This window comes from Pseudomonas sp. 9.3L (assembly GCF_058536285.1).
This window is the reverse complement of sequence record NZ_JBZUBK010000001.1, coordinates 3,053,527-3,073,171: the sequence shown is the minus strand read 5'-3', so window position 1 is coordinate 3,073,171 and position 19,645 is coordinate 3,053,527. Positions and strand designations below refer to the sequence as shown.

General features: G+C 59.8%; 20 protein-coding genes and 4 tRNA genes. 17 read left to right on the top strand and 7 right to left on the bottom strand.

All coding sequences use genetic code 11. The features are described from left to right. The first annotated feature begins 86 nt into the window (after window positions 1-86). Window positions 87-2,162: an LTA synthase family protein gene (locus AC4LE2_RS14080; RefSeq protein WP_491826350.1), complete on the top strand. Its 2,076-nt coding sequence runs from the start codon at window positions 87-89 to the stop codon at window positions 2,160-2,162. A gap of 70 nt (window positions 2,163-2,232) precedes the next feature. Here the strand turns inward: AC4LE2_RS14080 and AC4LE2_RS14075 are convergent, their stop codons facing one another. Both AC4LE2_RS14075 and AC4LE2_RS14070 read right to left on the bottom strand, forming a co-directional pair. Next, the gene (locus AC4LE2_RS14075) at window positions 2,233-2,448 is read right to left on the bottom strand and encodes an SEC-C metal-binding domain-containing protein (RefSeq protein WP_491826349.1); all 216 of its coding nucleotides are present in this window, start codon (window positions 2,446-2,448) and stop codon (window positions 2,233-2,235) included. 6 nt (window positions 2,449-2,454) lie between these two features. Continuing rightward, window positions 2,455-2,940, bottom strand: a complete 486-nt coding sequence (locus AC4LE2_RS14070) for an LEA/WHy family protein (protein ID WP_491826348.1) — start codon at window positions 2,938-2,940, stop codon at window positions 2,455-2,457. A 103-nt stretch (window positions 2,941-3,043) separates the two neighbouring features. Here AC4LE2_RS14070 and AC4LE2_RS14065 point away from each other — a divergent pair, with 103 nt between their 5' ends. Continuing rightward, window positions 3,044-3,568, top strand: coding sequence for a hypothetical protein (locus AC4LE2_RS14065; RefSeq protein WP_491826347.1), 525 nt, complete (start codon window positions 3,044-3,046; stop codon window positions 3,566-3,568). Here AC4LE2_RS14065 and AC4LE2_RS14060 read toward each other — a convergent pair. Further along, a complete protein-coding gene (locus tag AC4LE2_RS14060) occupies window positions 3,552-4,046 on the bottom strand; it encodes a YchJ family protein (protein ID WP_491826346.1) in 495 nt (164 codons plus the stop codon). The two genes, AC4LE2_RS14065 and AC4LE2_RS14060, sit on opposite strands and share 17 nt — an antisense overlap. A gap of 4 nt (window positions 4,047-4,050) precedes the next feature. Next, a complete protein-coding gene (locus AC4LE2_RS14055) occupies window positions 4,051-4,542 on the bottom strand; it encodes a DUF6231 family protein (RefSeq protein WP_491826345.1) in 492 nt (163 codons plus the stop codon). A 154-nt stretch (window positions 4,543-4,696) separates the two neighbouring features. On the opposite strand from AC4LE2_RS14055, the gene AC4LE2_RS14050 reads away from it, so the two are divergent. The 3 genes from AC4LE2_RS14050 (at window position 4,697) to AC4LE2_RS14040 (ending at window position 6,852) form a co-directional block, all read left to right on the top strand. After that, window positions 4,697-5,434: a PA1041 family peptidoglycan-binding anchor lipoprotein gene (locus AC4LE2_RS14050; protein WP_491826344.1), complete on the top strand. Its 738-nt coding sequence runs from the start codon at window positions 4,697-4,699 to the stop codon at window positions 5,432-5,434. A 240-nt stretch (window positions 5,435-5,674) separates the two neighbouring features. After that, on the top strand, window positions 5,675-6,280 hold the full coding sequence (locus AC4LE2_RS14045; protein ID WP_491826343.1) for a DUF4823 domain-containing protein: 606 nt from the start codon (window positions 5,675-5,677) through the stop codon (window positions 6,278-6,280). 11 nt (window positions 6,281-6,291) lie between these two features. Then, complete coding sequence (locus tag AC4LE2_RS14040) at window positions 6,292-6,852, top strand: DUF1285 domain-containing protein (RefSeq protein WP_491826342.1); 561 nt, start codon at window positions 6,292-6,294, stop codon at window positions 6,850-6,852. Between the two features lie 57 nt (window positions 6,853-6,909). Here the strand turns inward: AC4LE2_RS14040 and AC4LE2_RS14035 are convergent, their stop codons facing one another. Together AC4LE2_RS14035 and AC4LE2_RS14030 are read right to left on the bottom strand one after the other, a co-directional pair. Beyond that, window positions 6,910-7,290 carry a COG4315 family predicted lipoprotein gene (locus tag AC4LE2_RS14035; RefSeq protein WP_491826341.1) on the bottom strand — a complete coding sequence of 127 codons (381 nt, stop codon included), beginning with the start codon at window positions 7,288-7,290 and terminating at the stop codon, window positions 6,910-6,912. A 187-nt stretch (window positions 7,291-7,477) separates the two neighbouring features. Beyond that, entirely contained in the window at window positions 7,478-8,674 is a 1,197-nt protein-coding gene (locus tag AC4LE2_RS14030; protein ID WP_491826340.1) for an amino acid aminotransferase, read from the bottom strand. 226 nt (window positions 8,675-8,900) lie between these two features. Between AC4LE2_RS14030 and uvrB the strand changes: the two genes are divergently transcribed. The 9 genes from uvrB (at window position 8,901) to AC4LE2_RS13985 (ending at window position 15,288) form a co-directional block, all read left to right on the top strand. Further along, window positions 8,901-10,916 (top strand): excinuclease ABC subunit UvrB, encoded by a 2,016-nt coding sequence (uvrB, locus tag AC4LE2_RS14025; RefSeq protein WP_491826339.1) that lies wholly within the window; start codon window positions 8,901-8,903, stop codon window positions 10,914-10,916. Between the two features lie 194 nt (window positions 10,917-11,110). Then, window positions 11,111-12,592 (top strand): glutamate--tRNA ligase, encoded by a 1,482-nt coding sequence (gltX, locus tag AC4LE2_RS14020; RefSeq protein ID WP_491826338.1) that lies wholly within the window; start codon window positions 11,111-11,113, stop codon window positions 12,590-12,592. Between the two features lie 155 nt (window positions 12,593-12,747). Next, window positions 12,748-12,823, top strand: a tRNA-Ala gene (locus AC4LE2_RS14015). A 70-nt stretch (window positions 12,824-12,893) separates the two neighbouring features. Then, window positions 12,894-12,969: transfer RNA gene (locus tag AC4LE2_RS14010), tRNA-Glu, on the top strand. A 48-nt stretch (window positions 12,970-13,017) separates the two neighbouring features. Continuing rightward, window positions 13,018-13,093 (top strand) — tRNA-Ala (locus AC4LE2_RS14005). 42 nt (window positions 13,094-13,135) lie between these two features. Further along, window positions 13,136-13,211, top strand: a tRNA-Glu gene (locus tag AC4LE2_RS14000). A gap of 91 nt (window positions 13,212-13,302) precedes the next feature. Then, window positions 13,303-13,761, top strand: a complete 459-nt coding sequence (locus AC4LE2_RS13995; RefSeq protein ID WP_491826337.1) for an acyl-CoA thioesterase — start codon at window positions 13,303-13,305, stop codon at window positions 13,759-13,761. Window positions 13,762-13,764: 3 nt separating this feature from the next. Further along, on the top strand, window positions 13,765-14,724 hold the full coding sequence (locus AC4LE2_RS13990; protein WP_491826336.1) for a tRNA dihydrouridine synthase: 960 nt from the start codon (window positions 13,765-13,767) through the stop codon (window positions 14,722-14,724). Between the two features lie 111 nt (window positions 14,725-14,835). After that, on the top strand, window positions 14,836-15,288 hold the full coding sequence (locus AC4LE2_RS13985) for an Hsp20 family protein (RefSeq protein WP_491826335.1): 453 nt from the start codon (window positions 14,836-14,838) through the stop codon (window positions 15,286-15,288). 76 nt (window positions 15,289-15,364) lie between these two features. On the opposite strand, the gene AC4LE2_RS13980 is transcribed toward AC4LE2_RS13985, so the two are convergent. Next, entirely contained in the window at window positions 15,365-16,237 is an 873-nt protein-coding gene (locus tag AC4LE2_RS13980) for a LysR family transcriptional regulator (protein ID WP_491826334.1), read from the bottom strand. 162 nt (window positions 16,238-16,399) lie between these two features. Between AC4LE2_RS13980 and leuC the strand changes: the two genes are divergently transcribed. From leuC to leuB, 3 genes are all read left to right on the top strand, one after another. After that, entirely contained in the window at window positions 16,400-17,833 is a 1,434-nt protein-coding gene (gene leuC, locus AC4LE2_RS13975; protein WP_491826333.1) for a 3-isopropylmalate dehydratase large subunit, read from the top strand. Then, window positions 17,830-18,468 (top strand): 3-isopropylmalate dehydratase small subunit, encoded by a 639-nt coding sequence (leuD, locus tag AC4LE2_RS13970; RefSeq protein WP_491826332.1) that lies wholly within the window; start codon window positions 17,830-17,832, stop codon window positions 18,466-18,468. Before leuC ends, leuD begins: the two co-directional genes overlap by 4 nt. Before the next feature lie 78 nt (window positions 18,469-18,546). Beyond that, window positions 18,547-19,629 (top strand): 3-isopropylmalate dehydrogenase, encoded by a 1,083-nt coding sequence (gene leuB, locus AC4LE2_RS13965; RefSeq protein ID WP_491826331.1) that lies wholly within the window; start codon window positions 18,547-18,549, stop codon window positions 19,627-19,629. The last annotated feature ends 16 nt before the right edge of the window (window positions 19,630-19,645 follow it).

Here is a 19,645-nt window from a genome sequence, read left to right as displayed (position 1 = left end):
CTACACGGAATTTTCACCCGTGTGGCCGCAGAATCCGCGCCGGTCTCGCTTCTTAATCGTCCACCTGTACGGATATCACACGAAACATGGCAACCCCAGATTCCAGGCTGGAACCCAGCGCCGCACCCCTCGCGCGGCTGTCGCTCAAATCCCACTTGCTGTTTACGCTGCTGAGCGGCCTCGCCCTGATGGTGCTGCTCACCGGCTCACGCACGGCCTTGCTGGCCTATAACCTGGAGGCTGCGGGTGATGCCTCTACTTCGGCGCTGGTCGAAGGCATGCTCAACGGCTTGCGCTTTGACCTGCGTCTGGTGGTCTACCTGCTCATTCCCTTGATGCTGGCGATACCCAGCGCACGGCTGATCGCTGCGCGGATGCTCTTCCGCGTCTGGCTTACGGTGACCGCCAGCCTGTCGTTCTTCGCAGGTTTGCTTGAAATGGACTTCTACCGAGAGTTTCACCAGCGCCTCAACGGGCTGGTGTTCCAGTATGTGAAGGAAGACCCCAAAACAGTCATGAGCATGATCTGGTACGGCTACCCGGTGGTGCGCTACCTAGTGGCGTGGGTCGTTGTCACTGTCGTGCTGTGGTGGGTGTTCAAATGGATCGATCGCGCAACACGGCCGCGCGTCGGTACCTCTGTCGCCCGCTCGATTGCGCCTTGGTACGCCCGCATCGGTGTATTCGTGCTGGTGTTGTTGGTGGCTGTGCTAGCGGCGCGTGGCACCCTGCGCCAGGGCCCGCCAATGCGTTGGGGCGATGCCTACACCACCGACTCCAACTTCGCCAACCAGTTGGGCCTCAACGGCGTGCTGACCCTGATAAGCGCGGCAAAGAGCCGGATGTCCGAAGATCGCGACAACATTTGGCAGGCCACGTTGCCGCAGCCCCAGGCCACCCGAACGGTGCGTGACATGTTGCTCAGCACCAACGACCGGTTGATTGATGCCGACACCGCGCCGGTACGCCGTGTGTCTACTCCGCCGGTGGGCAATACCCTGCCGATCCGCAACGTCGTGGTCATTCTGCTGGAAAGCTTCGCAGGCCACTCGGTAGGGGCGCTGGGCAGTGACGCGAACATCACGCCGTACTTCGATAAGTTGGCCAAGGAAGGATTGCTGTTCGATCACTTCTTCTCCAACGGTACCCATACCCACCAGGGTATGTTCGCCACCATGGGCTGCTTCCCCAACCTGCCTGGTTTCGAGTACCTGATGCAAACGCCAGAGGGCAGTCACAAGCTGTCTGGCTTGCCGGAGTTGCTAAGCGCACGCGGTTATAACGATGTGTACGTGTACAACGGGGACTTTGCCTGGGACAACCAGTCCGGTTTCTTCAGCAACCAGGGCATGACCACGTTCATTGGCCGGGATGATTTCGTCAATCCAGTGTTCTCGGACCCCACGTGGGGTGTTTCAGATCAGGACATGTTCAGCCGTGGCAATGAGGAGCTGGACAAGCTGTCCGGCACGGGCAAGCCGTTCTATGCGCTGCTGCAGTCGCTGTCCAATCACACGCCTTACGCGTTGCCCAAGGACCTGCCCGTTGAGCCTGTCACTGGCCGTGGCAACCTGGACCAGCACCTTACGGCCATGCGGTATTCGGATTGGGCGCTGGGTCAGTTCTTTGAAAAGGCAAAGCAGTCGCCTTACTACAACCAGACCCTGTTCATCGTGGTGGGAGATCATGGATTTGGTAATGAGCGCCAGCTCACTGAAATGGACTTGAGCCGCTTCAACGTGCCCTTGCTGTTGATCGCCCCCGGTATCCAGGACAAGTTCGGTACGGTGAACCATACCGTCGGCACCCAGATCGATATCGTGCCCACCATCATGGGCCGCCTGGGAGGCGACACCCAGCAACAGTGCTGGGGGCGTGACCTGCTCAATTTGCAGCAGGGCGACCAGGGCTTCGGGGTTATCAAGCCCTCTGGCAGCGAGCAGAGCGTCGCTATCGTGACGGGGGATCGTATACTGATCGAGTCCCGCGACATGGACCCGAAGCTCTATCGCTATACGCTTGGCCGTGAGCCCAAGGCTGAGGTCATCCCTGAAACCGCAGACGTGCCTGCCTTGCGTAATAAACTCGATGCCTTTATCCAGACGGCCACCAAAAGCCTGATGGACAACACCGCTGGCGCTGTACCCAGCAAAACCGAGTAAGCGTCACACCCACAAAAAAGGGCCAATCATCGACTGGCCCTTTTTGTGGGTAAACCCATCGCGGCAGTTATCAGGCCGCGTGGCACTTCTTGAATTTCTTTCCGCTGCCGCACGGGCAGGGGTCATTACGGCCCACATCCTTCAGTGAATTACGGACCGGCTCTTGAGGCTCATGATTGCAATGTGGGCCGTGCACATGACCGTGACCGTGATCGTGGTTATGGTGATGGTCGCGATCATGGTCATGGTTGCAATCTGGGCCATGCACGTGAGGTTGCTGGGACATCTATCGCTACTCCGGAAGCAAACCTGCGGGGGTGATCTCACCCGTTCGCCGCAGGAGAAGGTTGTGGCCGAATAATACTCCGGTACGCAGCTCGCCCTCCAGCCGATAGTGCAGGGTTCGCTCGGGATCGCGGAGCAATTTGGCCAAGGGTTTGAGCTGCGCCCACAGGTTGGTCCGAACGTCCACCACATGGACAGCACGGCTGCGGCCGGCCACACTGAACCAGCTATCGTCCTCGCCCTCGGCCAGTACGATGTCCTCCAGGCTCACCTTGTAAGTAAGCCCGCGGATAGGCAGGTCGTTGTCGTTAGGGTTGTTGATCACGAAATACAGCCGCAAGTGCTGCTCCAGCAGCTTGGCCTTGACCACTTGCACCCGTTGAAGGTGAATATCAGGGTCGTCATAGTTGCCGGTAAGCCAAGTGGAGCAGCCGCCGCACGTCAGCATCAGGGCGAGCAGCAGGAATCGAGCGTGGTAGGGCGCACGTCGCATTTACCGCCTCCCTTGAGTAAGTGGTTCGGCCTGAAAGGTTTGGCCTGAAAGGTTCGACCTGAAAGGTTCGACCGGTCCAGGCACAGGTGTGGGAGAACATAACATGTTGCTATACGAAATCGCTTTTACTGGCGAATGTTTGCCCGGAATCCCTGTTGAGGTCGTAAAGGCCCGTGTGGGTCAGCTGTTCCGGGCAGATGCTCAGCGCGTGGACCTGTTGTTTTCAGGCCGGCGTCTGGTGCTCAAGAGCCACCTTGATGCCGCCGCGGCAGAGCGCTTTCGGCAGGCGGTCGAGCAAGCCGGGGCAGTTGCCAGGGTATGCCCCATGGAAGAACCCCACGTCATCGAGCTGGCGCCGCCACCGGCCGCTACGCCAGCACTCACCCTGCCAAGGGCCAACGTGGTACCTAGGGACCTGTACATGGCAGCCTTCGCTGAGGTGGATGCACCCGCCTACGGTATCGCCGAAACCGGCGCCTTGTTGCAGCCCATGGCACAACCCGCCCCGCCACCTGTGCTGGATTTGAGCCAGCTCAGCCTTGCGCCAGCGGGTGCGAAGCTTGACACCGAGCCTCGCCCGCCTGCACCGCCAGCACCGGACACCTCAAGGTTTACGCTGGCGCCGTGACCGCCAGAACACCCAAATACCCGGAGCAGCACTTTTTAAATTTCTGGCCGCTCTGGCAAGGGCAGGGGTCGTTGCGGCCGCTGTTCAGCGCAACGGTAGGGTCGAGGAAGTACCAGCGGCCATCATGCTGAACGAACGCGGAGCGCTCACGGTGGCCATGGTCGCCCTGCTCGTCATGCCAGCGCGCCACGAAGGTCACAAATGCATGCTCAGGCGTACCGCCCATCACTTGAACCGCTTCCACCTCAAGGCCCAGCCAGGTCGCTTGAGCGCTCCAGGCGGCCATGGAGGCCCGGTCAAGCCCTGCCTGCTGCGCGGGGAGGGTGGTCGCCACCAGGTAGTCTACGTCCCCAAGCACATACGCGCTGTACCGCGAGCGCATCAGGTGCTGTGCATCCGGGGCGTTGAATGCGGTGTGATACCGGCCGCAGCATTGATCCAGCAGGGTGCCGCTGCCACAGGGGCATATCGCTAACATGAAGTTACCACCAGTACTTGCCAAAATGCTGAGGGTTGGCCCAGAAGCGGGCGTTAAGCCAGTCTGGCACCTCTTTGTAGGCGTGCAAATCGTAGGTAAACAAGCCTAGAGTTTGCGACTCTCGCTGAAACGTCGCGGTTTTTTGAAGGGCCAGGGCGTAGAAGTCAGTGTCTTTCCAGGGTGTGGCGGCAACGTCTGCCAGTACCGCCAGTCGGCTGGCATTGAGGTTGCGAATCCCCCCCAGCAGTTCCAGGCCTTCACGCCGGGACAGGTGCTCCAGGCAATCGATGACCAGGGCCAAGTCAAAGCGCTCGCTGGCCAACGCGGCGGGCAATGGGCCAGGCGGCGCTAGCCCAAGCGTGGTGTGGGGGTGTGCTTCGAGGAACGCATCCAGCGCCGGAAAGCGGCTGGCGCTCACCACCAAAAGGCGCTCAGGCCGCTGTTTATCAAGCAGCGCAGCCAGCGCTTGTTGCGGCGTTTGGGTTAAAACTGCCATGCAGTGCTTCCTCTGTTTGAAAACAAAGCCTAACCTTCTGGAAACTTCGCGCCTAGCGCGCAATCAATCTGCCTGTACTTCGGCAGAGTGACCTGCCTAAGGCTTTAATCCTCATACCGGCAAAAAAAAGACCGGCGACACAGGAGTTTCGACGATGAGAATGATCGTGCGGGCGTTTTTGCCCGTCCTTCTGGTCAGTAGTGTTCTGTCCGGTTGTGCTTCGCGCAGTGATGGTACCGCGCCGCTCAACCAGGGGAACTGGCCCATTTGTACTGCAATCGGGGGCGTAGCGGGCGCGGGCCTGGGGGCGTTGGAAAGCAGCGCTTGGGCCGCGGGTGGTGGTTTGGCCGGCGCGGTTGCCGGTACCTTGATTTGTTTCGCTCAGGACGGTGACGAAGACGGCGATGGTGTATTCGATCGTCGAGACCGTTGCCCAGGCACGGCGCCTCGTACGCCGGTTTCTCATAACGGTTGCCCGCTGCCTGTGATTCCAGCACCGGTTACCGCGGAGGCACCGCCGCCGCCAGCGCCAGCGCCCAAGGAAGAAGTCATTACCTTGAGCGACGCGGGCGACGTCTTGTTCGAATTCGACAAGTCGAACCTTACCGCTGAGGCCCAAAGCCAGTTGGAAGCGTTACTGCCGCGCCTCAATGCTGCAGACATCGTCAGTGTGAAGGTAGACGGTCATACCGACAGCGTCGGTTCTGACCAGTACAACCAGGGGTTGTCGGAGCGCCGGGCTGCCAGCGTTGTAACCTTCCTCACCGAGCATGGTGTGTCTCAGGCCAAGCTCAGCAGCGAAGGCTACGGTGAAAGCCGGCCTGTAGCGGAAAACGACACGGCTGATGGCCGCGCTCAGAACCGCCGGGTAGAGCTGCACCTGAACCGCTGATAAACACCTCGCAGTGGATGGCCGAGCGCCTGCTTTGCCATCCGCTGCGAACGTCGTATTCTACGGCGTTTCGCTCCCCACCCTGCCTATTGCCAAGGCGCTCATACAGGCGTGGTAAGAACTAACCCCCTTTAAAGCGTTACTTCCCTCCTTTTCCCTCGGTCTGCTCTCTGGCTTGGCGCAAAAGCTGCATTACGGAATCCATTAGACGGGTTTTTGTCGCGGCTTTCGGAGAACAGGATGCGCAGGTTGTTTGTAATCGCGGCACTGGCGATGTTGCAGGGCTGTATGAGTATCAGCGACATGGGTGTGGTCGCGCGCGACCAGCTCAGCGACGCAGGCGTGCTGGACCACAGCCAAACCCGCCGATCTACCAACTTCAGGTTGCAGCCCGATTCCTTTATCTACATTGCGCAAGGAGCCTTCGTGCCGCCCGGCGGTGCCTACCCACGGCCTAACGTAGTGGCCGAGGAGGCGTTTCGTGGCTTTATCGAGTACTTCCCCCTGGTCCGCCGTGCTGCGCAGCCTGAGGGCCTTGAACAGGCGCTGAGTGAGGCGCGTGGAGTAGGGGCGCACTACGTGCTCTACACGCGCTTTGCCAGGGCAGACGACCGCATCGGCAACCTCGATGAATGGTCAGACCAAGAGGCACTGGACCGACTGGGCGTCGACAGCGGCGTGGTGCAGATGATGCTCATCGAAACCAATACCCGGTACCTGATCGATACCGCTACGATCCGCAGCCGTGGCGGCCTGCTCACTCTTCATGACAACAAGCCGGAAGATTTGCTTGGCCCGCCCTTCGAGGATTACGCTCAACGGCTCTTAGGCATGAGCCAACCCTGAAGGAGCCCGTCATGAGCGGCCCTGTAACGCCCGACACCTTGCTGGGGCAGGTCCCCAGCAGCGACGGGCTGCCTCCGGTACACCTCTGGAACCCGCCCTTCTGTGGTGATATCGATATGCGTATTGGTCGGGATGGCACGTGGTTTTATCACGGCACGCCCATCAACCGTAAACCCATGGTGAAGCTGTTTTCCACCATCCTGCGCCGTGAAAGCGAGGGCTGGTTTCTGGTAACGCCGGTTGAAAAGGTCGGTATTCAAGTAGACGACGCGCCCTTCGTGGCTGTGCTGCTGGATGTCGAAGGCCAGGGTGCCAGCCAGCGTTTGCACTTCACCGACAATGTGGGCAATCAGTTTGTTGCCGGCCCTGAACATCCCATTCGCGTAGAGACTAATCCTTCCACCGGCGAACCGGCCCCCTATGTCAGGGTGAGGGACAACCTGGATGCCCTGATTCATCGCGCAGTGTTTTACGAACTGGTCGACCTTGCCATCGCCGCGCATACCGAAGGCACACCCGTACTTGGCATTACCAGCGATAACGAATTTTTTGTAATAGGAAAGGCGGCTTAGCGCAGATTGGCCCCGAAAGGGGCCTTGCCCTAGACATTGCGCCCGCAGGCTGTGCGATTAAGGCCTGGCCACGTGCCAGACATTGCCTTTGTTATCGCCGGTGGCTACGCCTGCTGTGGTATCGCTCACCCAGGTGTACAGTGGCTTACCTTTGTAGGCCCATTGCAGGCGCCCGTCGTCGCGCTTCACGGTAGACCAGTTCCCTTCAGCCTTGGCGCCATCGGGTGCGACGAATGCTGGCCATTTCTTCTCGCAATCAGCGTTGCACTTCGACCTGCCCGCTTCATCCTCTTCGTAGGTATACAGCGCCATGCCGCGAGCGTCCACGAACATCACAGCGTGCTTGTCCGTAGTTTTTTCCATGGCAGGTGCAGCCGCATACGCGGTACCGGCAAACGCAGTAAGGGCAAGCAACAGGGAGAAACCGATGCGTGTCATGAAAGCTCCTCAAAGGTAGTTCCGGTCATGCCGGTAGCACTACAGTAGGAGAAGACGCGACGGCTTGCGAGGGAAATTGGCTCCAGGCCACGGGTAGATCAGCGATGCTCAACGGGGTGCTGCTGGGTAAGGCCATGCCTGCTACCACGCGGTGTGGCGGGTGATAGCAGGGCGCGCTTGGGTGTGGCTACAGCACCTGAATGATGGCGGCGGTCACGGCTTCCAGGTTGCGGTGATTAAGGGCGGCTGCACAGATACGCCCGGTATCCAGCGCGTAGATGCCGAACTCATCACGTAACCGGTGAACCTGAGGCGTGGTTAGCCCGGAATAGGAAAACATGCCGCGCTGCTGCTTGATGAAGCTGAAATCCTGTTTGGCGCCCAACGCCGCCAAACGGTCTACCATGCTCATGCGCATGTCCCGAATGCGTTCGCGCATACCAGCGAGTTCTTCCTCCCACAGCGCACGAAGCTCAGGGCTGTTGAGCACAGTGGCCACAATCGCCGCACCATGGGTAGGCGGGTTCGAATAGTTGGTACGGATCACCCGCTTGACCTGCGACAGCACACGGGTGCTTTCTTCCTTGGAGCTGGTGACGATCGACAGTGCACCCACGCGCTCGCCGTACAGCGAGAAGGACTTGGAAAACGAACTCGACACGAAGAAGGTAAGGCCGGCCTGCGCGAACAAGCGAACCGCAGCGGCGTCCTCTTCGATGCCGTCGCCAAACCCTTGGTAGGCGATGTCCAGGAAGGGGATGTGCCCCTTGGCCTGCACCACAGCAAGCACCTGCTGCCAATCTTCCGGGGTGAGGTCTACGCCGGTTGGGTTATGGCAGCACGCATGAAGCACTACCACCGAGCCGCTGGGCAGGGCGTTAAGGTCTTCCAGTAAACCGGAACGGTTCACGCCATGGCTGGTCGCATCGTAGTAGCGATAATCCTGTACCGGGAATCCGGCGGTTTCGAACAGTGCCCGATGGTTTTCCCAGCTAGGGTCACTGATGGCAACGATGGCGTCTGGCTGCAGGCGCTTGATAAAATCAGCCCCCAGTTTGAGCGCGCCGGTGCCACCCACCGCCTGCACCGTCACCACACGGCCTTCGGCCAGCAATGCTGAGTCTGCGCCGAACAGCAAGGTTTGCACGGCGTTGTCGTAGGCAGCGATGCCGTCGATGGGCAGGTAGCCACGCGCGGCGTGCTGAGCCACCCTGGCTTCTTCTGCCTGGATCACCGCGCGCATGAGCGGGATCTTGCCCTCTTCGTTGCAGTAAACGCCTACGCCCAGATTCACTCGGTGTGGGCGGGTATCTGCGTTAAAGGCTTCGTTGAGGCCCAGGATAGGATCGCGGGGCGCCAGTGCTACAGCGGAAAACAGGCTCATTAGGGACCGTGGCTCTATGGGGAAGGAAGGAAAGTCCGCACCAAGGGGTGCGCCAACGGTCGATGAGTATAGAGGGGCATGGCCGTGCACGCGACCTGCCTGCACACGGTTACGCCGATTTTTTAAATACCCTTGAGCACATTGCCTGCCACCAGCGTTTGACGCCTTCAATGCCGGGCACGTACTGTTTATAGATACAGCCCTTTCGAGGCGATCGAGGTAACCCATGTCTGATTTTCAGCTTGTAACCCAATACAAGCCCGCTGGTGACCAGCCCGAAGCCATTCGTCAATTGGTCGAAGGCATCGATGCCGGGCTGGCCCACCAAACCCTGTTGGGGGTAACGGGCTCTGGTAAAACGTTCAGCATTGCCAACGTGATTGCCCAGATAAAACGCCCTACGTTGGTGTTGGCGCCTAACAAAACCCTGGCTGCCCAGCTGTATGGGGAGTTCAAGGCTTTCTTCCCTAACAACGCCGTGGAATATTTCGTTTCCTATTACGACTACTACCAGCCCGAGGCGTACGTACCTTCTTCCGACACCTTCATCGAAAAAGACGCGTCTATCAACGACCACATCGAGCAGATGCGCTTATCCGCCACAAAAGCCCTCATTGAGCGCAAAGACGCCATCATCGTGACGACGGTGTCTTGCATCTATGGTTTGGGGAGCCCGGAAACCTACCTGCGCATGGTGCTGCACCTGGACCGAGGCGATCGCTTCGATCAGCGCGAGCTGTTGCGCAGGCTCACCGAGCTTCAGTACACCCGTAATGAAATCGACTTCGCCCGTGCAACGTTCCGGGTACGTGGCGATGTCATTGATGTGTTCCCGGCCGAATCGGACCTTGAAGCCATTCGTATCGAGCTGTTCGATGATGAGGTCGAAAACATTTCGTCTTTCGATCCGCTCACAGGTGAAGTGATCCGTCGCCTGCCTCGCTATACCTTCTACCCCAAGACCCACTACGTCACGCCGCGGGAAACCCTGGTGGGGGCCATCGAAAAGATCAAGGTAGAGCTGCAGGAGCGGCTGGATTACCTGCGCGGCGCCAATAAGCTGGTAGAGGCGCAGCGCCTGGAGCAGCGCACCCGCTTTGACTTGGAGATGATGCTAGAGCTGGGGTACTGCAACGGCATCGAAAACTACTCACGCTACCTGTCAGGCCGCCCAGCAGGGGCAGCGCCACCCACGCTGTACGATTACCTGCCACCCGAAGCCTTGCTGGTGATCGATGAATCCCACGTCAGCGTGCCCCAGGTGGGCGCCATGTACAAAGGTGACCGCTCCCGTAAGGAAACCCTCGTAGAGTACGGGTTCCGTCTGCCGTCGGCACTGGATAACCGGCCGATGCGTTTCGACGAATGGGAGGCAATCATGCCGCAGACCATCTTCGTCTCCGCCACCCCAGGGCCGTATGAACAGGAACACGCTGGGCGTGTGGTCGAGCAAGTGGTCCGCCCCACCGGCCTGGTAGACCCTCAGATCGAAATCCGCCCGGCCACGACTCAGGTTGACGACCTGCTTTCAGAGATCCGCAAGCGCGTGGTGCTCGACCAACGGGTACTGGTCACCACCCTCACCAAGCGCATGGCAGAAGACCTGACCGACTACCTGGCTGACCACGACGTACGCATCCGTTACCTGCACTCGGACATTGACACCGTGGAACGGGTAGAAATCATCCGTGATCTGCGCCTGGGCACCTTCGATGTACTGGTAGGCATCAACCTGCTGCGTGAGGGCCTGGACATGCCCGAGGTGGCCCTGGTTGCCATCCTGGATGCCGATAAGGAAGGTTTCCTGCGTTCCGAACGCTCGCTGATCCAGACCATTGGCCGTGCGGCACGTAACCTCAATGGCCGCGCGATTCTTTACGCGGACAACATGACCGGCTCCATGGAGCGGGCCATCAACGAGACCGACCGCCGCCGAGAAAAACAGATCGCCTTCAACGAAGCCAATGGCATTGTGCCTAAAGGGGTAATGCGGGACATCGCCGACATTCTCGAAGGCGCCCACATTCCCGGCTCGCGCAGCAAGAAACGCAAGGGCATGGCGAAGGCCGCGGAAGAGAGCGCTCGCTATGAGGCCGAGCTGCGTAGCCCGAACGAGATCAACAAGCGGATTCGCCAGCTGGAAGAAAAAATGCTCCAGCACGCCCGCGACCTGGAGTTCGAAGCTGCCGCCCAAACCCGTGACGACATCGGAAAGCTTAGGGAGCGGCTGTTGGCGGTATAGCCGGCGGGCTCGGGGCCAGGTGAGGATGTGTGGCAGTAATAGCGTGCAGAGCTAAGGCGGCGGCAGATGGGGCAGGGCGCTTGAGGGCAATGCCTTGAGCCGTACCCAAGGGGGCTTTGTCACTACCCCTTGGGCCTCACCCGCCCAGCCTGCTACCATTCTCCGCTTTGCACTGTCCTGTTCGAGACCTCTCCATGAGCACCGTTCGTACCCGAATCGCGCCTTCGCCCACAGGCGACCCCCACGTTGGCACGGCGTACATCGCCTTGTTCAACTATTGCTTCGCCAAAAAGCACGGCGGGGAATTCATCCTGCGGATCGAGGACACCGACCAGTTGCGCTCTACCCGCGAGTCCGAGCAGCAAATCTACGACGCGCTGCGCTGGCTGGGCATCGAATGGAGCGAAGGCCCGGACGTCGGCGGCCCCCACGGGCCTTACCGGCAGAGCGAGCGCGGTGATATCTACCGCGGCTATGCTCAGCAGCTGGTAGATGCGGGTCACGCATTCCCCTGCTTCTGCACGGCAGAAGAGCTGGACCAGATGCGCGCCGAGCAATTAGCCAAGGGTGAGACCCCCCGTTACGACGGGCGCGCCCTGTTGCTGTCGGCAGACGAAGTGCAGCGTCGCCTGGCGGCTGGAGAGCCCCATGTGATCCGCATGAAAGTGCCCAGCGAAGGCATCTGCGTGGTGCCTGACATGCTAAGGGGCGACGTCGAGATTCCTTGGGACCGCATGGACATGCAGGTGCTGATCAAGACCGACGGCCTGCCAACGTACTTCCTGGCCAACGTGGTGGACGACCACCTGATGGGCATCACTCATGTGCTGCGGGGCGAGGAATGGTTGCCGTCGGCACCCAAGCTGATGAAGCTGTACGAATACTTCGGCTGGGAGCAGCCGCAGCTGTGCTACATGCCCTTGCTGCGTAACCCGGACAAATCCAAGCTCTCAAAGCGCAAAAACCCCACGTCGGTCACCTTCTATGAGCGCATGGGCTTTATGCCCGAGGCAATGCTCAATTACTTGGGGCGTATGGGGTGGTCCATGCCCGATGAGCGCGAGAAGTTTTCCCTCGCTGAAATGGTGGAGCACTTCGACCTGTCCCGCGTGTCGTTGGGCGGGCCGATCTTCGATATTGAAAAACTGTCTTGGCTCAACGGCCAATGGTTACGTGAGTTGCCGGTGGAAGCTTTTGCTGAACGCGTTCGGCAGTGGGCATTCAACCCCGACTACCTGATGAAAATCGCCCCCCTGGTGCAGGGTAGGGTAGAAACGTTCAGTCAAATCGTTCCACTGGGTGGGTTTTTCTTCGAAGGTGGGGTACGCCCTGATCCTGCCTTGTTCGCGCATAAAAAGCTCACCCCAGATCAGGTGCGGCAACTGATCCAGTTGATCCTCTGGAAGCTTGAAAGCCTTCGGCAATGGGAAAAGGACCCCATTACCGGCTGCATCCAGGCCGTAGTAGAGGCGTTAGGTTACAAGCTGCGCGATGCCATGCCCTTGATGTTCGCCGCTATCACCGGTCAGGCCAGCTCGGTGTCAGTGCTCGATGCCATGGAAATCCTCGGCCCTGACCTCACCCGTTTCCGGCTGCGCCAAGCCTTGGACCTACTGGGCGGTGTATCGAAGAAAGAAAACAAGGAATGGGAAAAGCAGTTGTCGGATATTCAGTAAGACAGGCAGGGCCTCTTTACCGGGGCCAAACCTAACCCTTTGAATGCCGTGAGAAATTCTAGAAAATATTCTCAAAATTAGTTTGACAGGGTAGGGGCAGCGTCTTAATATGCGCCCCGTCCACGACATGGTGCTGAAACAAAGCGCCGCATTGTGGGGCTATAGCTCAGCTGGGAGAGCGCTTGCATGGCATGCAAGAGGTCGACGGTTCGATCCCGTCTAGCTCCACCACATTCCTGGCCTAAGGTATTGCTGTAAACCTCGGGCTCGCCGGCCAACCAGCCGGCTGGAAAGAAGGTCTGTCCCCTTCGTCTAGTGGCCTAGGACACCGCCCTTTCACGGCGGTAACAGGGGTTCGAGTCCCCTAGGGGACGCCATGTTTACCTGTATCGCCATTGGCGGTGCACGCCGCCAGGCGTTAAATTGGGGCTATAGCTCAGCTGGGAGAGCGCTTGCATGGCATGCAAGAGGTCGACGGTTCGATCCCGTCTAGCTCCACCAATTTGCCAAGGTTCGCTACAGCGTGCCTGCTCGAAGGTTTGCGTCCCCTTCGTCTAGTGGCCTAGGACACCGCCCTTTCACGGCGGTAACAGGGGTTCGAGTCCCCTAGGGGACGCCACGTTTACCCCGATCTCCGGGAATCAAGGCTCATTCGATTATTGAATGGGCCTTTTGTTTTTTCTGGCTATGCGGCGAGCACAGGGGCCTACATGAACTGGGATTTGCCGTCACCTTTCACCCTCGAACTGCACGTGACCCCCGAGCACATCGATGGCCTGGGTCATGCCAACAATGCCGTTTACGTCACATGGCTAGAGCGCTGCGCGTGGGGTCATTCGCGTGCATTAGGCCTGGGCCTTGAGCAATACCGGCACCTAAACAGAGCAATGGCGGTGCTGCGCCACGAAATCGACTACCTGGCGCCTGCGCTCAACGGTGATGCATTGCTATTAGGCACTTGGATCACTGACTGGGACCAGCGGCTGAAAATGAACCGGCGCTTCCAGTTGATCCGCCCACGAGATGGCGCGACGCTGCTACGCGCGCAAACCACGTTTGTCTGCATTGAGCTGTCCACCGGGCGGCCTAAACGCATGCCGCGCGAATTCATCGAGGGGTACGCCTGCGCGATTCTGCCGGGGCCGTGTAGCCCGCAGCAGGAGGGTTGAGCCGTGCAGCTGGCATTGGCCCCCATGGAGGGGTTGGTCGATAACATCCTTCGGGACGTACTCACCCGCGTAGGTGGCATTGACTGGTGTGTTACCGAGTTCATCCGGGTGTCGGACCGCGCGCTACCCCCCTCATCCTTTGTGAAGCTGGCGCCCGAGCTGCTGCAAGGCAGCCAAACCCGCGCTGGTACGCCATTACATGTCCAGTTGCTCGGCTCCGACCCCCACTTGCTAGGGGAGAGCGCGGCTGTGGCGTGTGAGCTGGGCGCGCCGGTGATCGACCTCAACTTTGGCTGCCCCGCCAAGACGGTCAATCGCTCGAAAGGCGGCGCGGTGCTGCTGAACGAGCCTGAACTGCTGCACGCGATTGTCAGCCAGGTGCGTCGGGACACGCCCGCCCATGTGCCCGTGACCGCCAAAATGCGGTTGGGCTACGCCAGCCCGGCAGGCGCCTTGGACTGCGCGCGCGCGCTGGCCGAGGGTGGGGCCGAACGCATCGTCGTTCACGCCAGAACCAAGTTCGATGGGTATAAGCCACCCGCCCACTGGGAGTGGGTGGCTCGGGTACAGAGCGTGGTCAAGGTGCCGGTCTACGCCAATGGAGAAATCTGGACAGTGGACGATTGGCAGCGCTGCAAGGCCGTGAGCGGTGCCGAGCATTTCATGCTGGGCCGGGGGTTGGTGTCCTGCCCCGACCTTGCTCTGCAAATCGCCGCAGCCGGCCGAGGCGAGTATGTGCAGCCCATGAGATGGGAAGCGCTGCTGCCCATGCTGCGAGACTTCTGGCAGCAAGCCACGGCAAAGCTATCGCCGCGCTATGCGCCTGGTCGGCTCAAGCAATGGGTGGCGATGCTTACCCGTACTTACCCTGGGGCGGTCACCTTATTTACGGCGCTGCGGCAAGAAACCGACTGCGCTCGCATCAGTGCATTGTTGGGAATGGCTGAGCCTGAGCTGGCTTGAAAGATCCCGACGAACGGTCTTGAAAGCCTTCAGTGAGCCCCTATCTGTTGGGTAAGCGATGCCGAAGTCGGGTCGCTGAATCAACCACTCGCTGAATTTCAGGAGATTGTCATGAGCACTGCATTTTCTATGGCTCCCTTGTTCCGTCACTCGGTTGGCTTCGATCGTTTCAATGATTTGTTCGAATCCGCCTTGCGCAATGAATCAGGCAGTACCTACCCACCCTACAACGTCGAAAAGCATGGCGATAACGAATACCGTATCGTCGTTGCAGCCGCAGGCTTCCAGGAGCAAGACTTGGAGCTGCAAGTGGAGAAAGGCGTACTGACAGTCACCGGCGGCAAGAACCGCGAGGGGGATACCAGCAGCGTCACCTACTTGCACCAGGGCATCGCTCAACGGGCGTTCAAGCTGTCGTTCCGCTTGGCCGACCATATCGAAGTCAAGGCGGCAGGCTTGCAGAACGGGCTGCTAAACATCGACTTGCTGCGCCAAGTGCCTGAAGAGGCAAAGCCTAAGCGTATCCCGATCGGTGGGGCACACACGCCTGTGCTGGAACATTGATCGCTCGACGCGAGCTGCGATAAAAAAAAGGGGGGCGCCTGGTGGGGCGCCCCCTTTTTCATGCGTACTCCAGCCATCAGGTAACGTGGCTTTCAAGCAGGGCCATGAACGCCCTGGCGGCATTGGAAAGGGTTCGTTCGGTATGGACAATGTAGCCCAGTTCACGGTTTAGCTGAACGCCGGGCAAAGCGAGCTGCGTAACCTGGTCATCGAGCATGGTGCGTGGCAGCACACTCCAGGCAAGCCCAATAGATACCATCATCTTGATGGTTTCCAGGTAATTGGTACTCATGGCGATGTTGGGGGTCAGGCCCTGTGCCTGGAACAGGTGCTGCACGATATGGTGGGTGAAGGTGTTACCCCCTGGAAAGACTGCCGGGTGGCGCGCAATATCTTCGAGCGACACCTCTGCCTGACGTGCCAGGGCATGTTCGGGCGCGGCCACCAGGTCCAACGGGTCATCCCAGATTTTTACCGCTTTGATCAACCCGTAGGGTTCCGGCGCCAGTGTAATCACGGCCAGTTCGGCCCGCCCGTGAAGGATCTCTTCATACGCCACTTCTGAATCAAGAAACTGGATGTCCAGCGCAACGTTGGGGTAGCGACGGGTAAAGGTGCGTAGCAAGGGCGGGAGGCGATGCAAGCCGATGTGATGGCTGGTAGCAAGGGTCAGCCGGCCGGTCACTTCCCCATTCAGGTTGCTCAATGCCCGTCGGGTGTCATCCAGCACGTTGAGGATCTGATAAGCCCGGGGCAACAGCGCTCGCCCCGCTTCGGTCAAGCTGACTTCCCGGCCCAAACGATCGAACAGCCGTGTGTCGAGCTGCGCTTCCAGGCCGGCAATACGCTTGCTGATAGCGGGCTGGGTGAGGTGAAGCCGCTCGCCTGCATTGGAAAAGCTGCCGGTCTCTGCCACACCAATAAAGGCAGTAAGGTTTGCCAAGTCCATCTACGGGATTCCTTGCTGTTATCCAGAAGATAAAAATTATGAATTTGAGTTATTGAATCTAACCTCATAGCATTCCCTTAACAAGCGTGGGCCCTTTAATCGAGCAGTGACTCAAACACTGCCTGGCTTACGCCACAGTCATGCCTGACGAGGATGCAAGAAATGGCCGGCAAAACCCTGTATGACAAGCTCTGGGATTCACACGTGGTCAAGCAGCGTGACGATGGTTCATCGCTGATATACATCGACCGCCACATTGTCCACGAAGTGACCTCGCCTCAGGCTTTCGAAGGGCTACGCTTGGCCGGCCGCACACCTTGGCGCGTAGACAGCATCATGGCCACGCCCGACCACAACGTGCCCACCACCGCAGAGCGCAAGGGCGGCATCGACGCTATCGAGGACCAGGTCTCACGCTTGCAGGTCCAGACCCTGGATGACAACTGCGATGAATACGGCATTACCGAATTCAAGATGAACGACCCGCGCCAGGGCATCGTTCATGTGATCGGCCCGGAGCAGGGCGCAACCTTGCCAGGCATGACCGTGGTCTGTGGTGACTCCCACACCTCTACCCATGGCGCCTTCGGGGCGTTGGCGCATGGTATCGGCACCTCCGAGGTGGAGCATGTACTGGCCACCCAGTGCCTGGTAGCCAAGAAAATGAAAAACATGCAGGTGCTGGTCGAAGGCACCTTACCCTTTGGCGTCACTGCCAAGGACATCGTGCTCGCCGTGATCGGCAAGATTGGCACTGCGGGTGGCAATGGCCACGCCATTGAGTTCGCCGGCAGCGCCATCCGCGCCCTGTCGGTTGAAGGGCGCATGACCATCTGCAATATGTCCATCGAAGCCGGTGCGCGGGTGGGCCTGGTGGCGTGTGATGAGAAAACCATCGCCTACGTGAAAGGGCGCCCGTTCGCGCCCTCGGCCGAACAATGGGAGCAGGCCGTCGAAGCCTGGGAAGGCCTGGTTTCCGACGCGGATGCCCACTTCGACACCGTTGTGCGCCTGGACGCCGCCCAGATCAAGCCTCAAGTGAGCTGGGGCACGTCGCCTGAGATGGTGCTGGCGGTGGACCAATCGGTGCCTGACCCTGCCGCTGAGGCAGACCTGGTCAAGCGTGGCTCCATCGAGCGTGCGTTGAAGTACATGGGCTTGCGTCCTAACCAACCCATCACCGAGATTCGTCTGGACCGTATCTTCATCGGCTCGTGCACCAATTCGCGCATCGAAGACCTGCGCGCCGCCGCTGAAGTCGCCAAGGGCCGTAAGGTGGCGGCAAGCGTAAAGCAAGCCATCGTGGTGCCGGGGTCTGGCTTGGTGAAAGCACAAGCCGAACAGGAAGGGTTGGACCGCATTTTCATCGAGGCTGGCTTTGAATGGCGCGAGCCAGGCTGCTCCATGTGCCTGGCCATGAACCCGGATCGCCTGGAGTCTGGCGAGCACTGTGCGTCTACCTCCAACCGTAACTTCGAGGGGCGTCAGGGTGCCGGCGGCCGCACTCACTTGGTCAGCCCGGCCATGGCCGCAGCGGCTGCCGTGGCAGGTCATTTCGTTGATGTCCGTGAACTTACTCAGGAGCGTGCAGCATGAAAGCCTTTACTCAACACACAGGCCTGGCCGCTCCTCTGGACCGTGCCAATGTGGACACCGATCAGATCATTCCCAAGCAGTTCTTAAAGTCCATCAAGCGCACCGGGTTTGGCCCCAACCTGTTTGACGAGTGGCGTTACCTGGACGTAGGGCAGCCCTACCAGGACAACTCCAAGCGGCCGCTGAACCAGGATTTCGTGCTCAATCACCCGCGCTACCAGGGCGCCAGCGTGCTGCTGGCCCGCGAGAATTTCGGCTGTGGCTCTAGCCGCGAACATGCCCCCTGGGCCTTGGATGAGTATGGGTTTCGCTGCGTGATTGCGCCCAGCTTTGCTGACATCTTCTTCAATAACAGCTTCAAGAACGGGCTGTTGCCGATCATCCTCACGGCCGCTGAAGTGGACGAACTGTTCAAGCAGATCGAGGCACAGCCTGGCTACTCGTTGGCTATCGACCTCGCTGCGCAGACCGTTACCCGCCCCGATGGCAAAGCCTATGCCTTTGAGATCGATGAGTTTCGCAAGCATTGCCTGCTGCACGGCCTGGACGACATTGGCCTGACGTTGCAGGATGCCGAGGCCATTCGTGTTTTCGAAGGCGATCACAGTGCCACGCAGCCTTGGCTGTTTCGCTGACCCCTGCCTAGGGTAGCGGGCTGGCTTACCTAGTTACCGGCACCCTTCGGGGTGCCGTTCGCATAAGAAGAGGAACCCATGAGCAAGCAGATCCTGATTCTCCCCGGCGACGGTATTGGCCCGGAGATCATGGCCGAAGCGGTGAAGGTGCTGAACCTGGCCAACGAACGGTTCGCGCTGGGCTTTACCCTGACCGAGGATGTCATCGGCGGCGCCGCCATCGATCGCCACGGTGTGCCCCTGGCAGATGAAACCCTTGCCCGCGCACGCGCCGCAGACGCAGTGCTGCTGGGCGCAGTGGGTGGGCCCAAGTGGGACAAGATCGAGCGGGACATCCGCCCCGAGCGCGGCTTGCTCAAAATCCGCGCTCAACTGGGCTTGTTCGCCAACCTTCGCCCAGCGATCCTTTACCCGCAATTGGCTGATGCCTCGTCACTCAAACCGGAAATCGTCGCAGGCCTGGATATCCTTATCGTCCGTGAGTTGACCGGCGGGATTTACTTTGGCGCCCCACGCGGCACCCGCGAGCTGGAAAACGGCGAGCGGCAGGCGTACGACACCCTTCCGTACAGTGAGAGCGAGATCCGCCGCATCGCCCGCGTTGGCTTTGATATGGCCCGCGTCCGCGGCAAGAAGCTGTGCTCCGTGGACAAAGCCAACGTACTGGCGTCCAGCCAGCTGTGGCGGGAAGTGGTGGAGGACCTTGCGAAGGATTATCCTGAGGTGGAGCTTAGCCACATGTATGTGGATAACGCCGCGATGCAGTTGGTCCGCGCGCCCAAGCAGTTCGATGTGGTGGTCACTGACAACCTGTTCGGCGATATCCTCTCGGACGAAGCATCAATGCTCACAGGTTCGATTGGCATGTTGCCGTCTGCATCGCTCGATGCCGCCAACAAGGGTATGTACGAGCCCTGCCATGGGTCGGCGCCAGACATCGCGGGGCAAGGCATCGCCAACCCGCTGGCCACTATCCTGTCGGTGTCGATGATGTTGCGTTATAGCTTCAATCAGATCGACGCCGCCCAGGCCATCGAAACCGCAGTGGGCAAGGTGCTCGACCAGGGCTTGCGTACAGGCGACATTTGGTCGCCTGGCTGCACGAAGGTCGGTACGCAGGAAATGGGCGACGCAGTAGTCGCCGCGCTGCGAAATCTGTAATCTCTCGGGCCCGCCG

Coding starts and splice junctions, on each gene's coding strand:
- AC4LE2_RS14035 (WP_491826341.1), bottom strand. CDS start 7,290: ATGACACGCATCGGTTTCTCCCTGTTGCTTGCCCTTACTGCGTTTGCC.
- AC4LE2_RS13985 (WP_491826335.1), top strand. CDS start 14,836: ATGAGCACTGCATTTTCTATGGCTCCCTTGTTCCGTCACTCGGTTGGC.
- AC4LE2_RS14040 (WP_491826342.1), top strand. CDS start 6,292: ATGAGCGGCCCTGTAACGCCCGACACCTTGCTGGGGCAGGTCCCCAGC.
- AC4LE2_RS14080 (WP_491826350.1), top strand. CDS start 87: ATGGCAACCCCAGATTCCAGGCTGGAACCCAGCGCCGCACCCCTCGCG.
- AC4LE2_RS13995 (WP_491826337.1), top strand. CDS start 13,303: ATGAACTGGGATTTGCCGTCACCTTTCACCCTCGAACTGCACGTGACC.
- AC4LE2_RS14055 (WP_491826345.1), bottom strand. CDS start 4,542: ATGGCAGTTTTAACCCAAACGCCGCAACAAGCGCTGGCTGCGCTGCTT.
- gltX (WP_491826338.1), top strand. CDS start 11,111: ATGAGCACCGTTCGTACCCGAATCGCGCCTTCGCCCACAGGCGACCCC.
- AC4LE2_RS14070 (WP_491826348.1), bottom strand. CDS start 2,940: ATGCGACGTGCGCCCTACCACGCTCGATTCCTGCTGCTCGCCCTGATG.
- leuD (WP_491826332.1), top strand. CDS start 17,830: ATGAAAGCCTTTACTCAACACACAGGCCTGGCCGCTCCTCTGGACCGT.
- AC4LE2_RS14050 (WP_491826344.1), top strand. CDS start 4,697: ATGAGAATGATCGTGCGGGCGTTTTTGCCCGTCCTTCTGGTCAGTAGT.
- AC4LE2_RS14045 (WP_491826343.1), top strand. CDS start 5,675: ATGCGCAGGTTGTTTGTAATCGCGGCACTGGCGATGTTGCAGGGCTGT.
- AC4LE2_RS14060 (WP_491826346.1), bottom strand. CDS start 4,046: ATGTTAGCGATATGCCCCTGTGGCAGCGGCACCCTGCTGGATCAATGC.
- AC4LE2_RS14030 (WP_491826340.1), bottom strand. CDS start 8,674: ATGAGCCTGTTTTCCGCTGTAGCACTGGCGCCCCGCGATCCTATCCTG.
- leuC (WP_491826333.1), top strand. CDS start 16,400: ATGGCCGGCAAAACCCTGTATGACAAGCTCTGGGATTCACACGTGGTC.
- uvrB (WP_491826339.1), top strand. CDS start 8,901: ATGTCTGATTTTCAGCTTGTAACCCAATACAAGCCCGCTGGTGACCAG.
- AC4LE2_RS13980 (WP_491826334.1), bottom strand. CDS start 16,237: ATGGACTTGGCAAACCTTACTGCCTTTATTGGTGTGGCAGAGACCGGC.
- AC4LE2_RS14065 (WP_491826347.1), top strand. CDS start 3,044: ATGTTGCTATACGAAATCGCTTTTACTGGCGAATGTTTGCCCGGAATC.
- AC4LE2_RS14075 (WP_491826349.1), bottom strand. CDS start 2,448: ATGTCCCAGCAACCTCACGTGCATGGCCCAGATTGCAACCATGACCAT.
- leuB (WP_491826331.1), top strand. CDS start 18,547: ATGAGCAAGCAGATCCTGATTCTCCCCGGCGACGGTATTGGCCCGGAG.